The organism is Micromonospora sp. NPDC047620, assembly GCF_043205005.1.
GTDB lineage: Bacteria > Actinomycetota > Actinomycetes > Mycobacteriales > Micromonosporaceae > Micromonospora.
On sequence record NZ_JBIDDG010000126.1, the window covers coordinates 297 to 1308 of the forward strand.

Consider the following 1012-nt stretch of genomic DNA (forward strand, 5'->3'; position numbering starts at 1 on the left):
CGGTGCCGACAGTGGTGGAGGCGCACGAGGATATGCAGCTGCACTTGGAATGTGATCCCGGCTTGTGCGCTGCGAAGGCGGTAGCGATGAGGACTCTCGTGGCCGCCGGGCGGGTGAGGCCGGACCGATCCCGGCGGCTGTGAGAGTCGGCGTCCTGCTTCGCGCACCGCGGTGTGCCCGGCCGGTGGTCGGGTGTCAGGCCGCGCTGGTGTCGGGTGGGCGCGAACGCGACTGCAACCAACGCTCGTGCTGTTCGCGTTCGCGTTGTCGGCGTTGCAGTCGTTCCCGTTCGTCACGTAGGTGGACGCGCGTGAGTATCGCTGCCAGGAGTTCGTCGGGGTGATGGCGGTGGTTGATGCGGGGTGTCCGACTGGGGTCGATGTGTTCGGGTGCGATCCAGGCGGTGCGGCCCGGGAACGGGGAAAGCTCGTTCTGTGCAACGGTTTTCCAGCCGCCGGGTCCGTCGTGGATCAGGGCGTGGCAGGCGTCGCAGGCGAGGACGAGGTTGGTGATGTCGGTGGGGCCGCCTTTGGCGTAGTCGCGGATGTGGTGGGCGGCGCAGAGGCTTGCGGGGGCGTCGCAGCCGGGGCGGGAGCAGCCGCGCAGGGCGGCGATCAGCGCCAGGCGTTGGGTCGGGGAGGCGAGTCGTTTCATGCGGCCGAGGTACAGGGGGAGTCCGGCGTGGTCGAAGATCGCCAGGTAGGGGCGGGATCGTTCGGCCAGTCGCAGCGCCTCGCGGATCGGCACGACGCCGCCGGTGGCTGTGGTCGCGGCACCCGAATCCTTCTCCAGGTCCTCGAGTTTCATCGTCAGCACGGTGGTCACCGGCATGCCGCGGTGGCGGCCGAGGTCTTCGGCGATCAGGCCGGAGCGCAAGACCGCGGTGAGTGCGTCGTGGTTGCGTTGGGCGGCGCTGCGGTGATCGGCTCGCGCTGCCTCGGCCAGCATCGCCGGGTCGGCGGTGTCGATATCGACGGCGGGGCTGTTCGGGTCCTCCGGGTTGCAGACGCCG

The 1012-nt window shown here is 70.0% G+C and carries 1 protein-coding gene; it reads right to left on the reverse strand.

From position 1 onward, the window contains the following. Nucleotides 1-195: 195 nt before the first annotated feature. Nucleotides 196-1012 (reverse strand): DUF222 domain-containing protein (locus ACGF5C_RS34650; protein WP_393308621.1); only part of this gene is annotated, 817 nt, incomplete at its 5' end.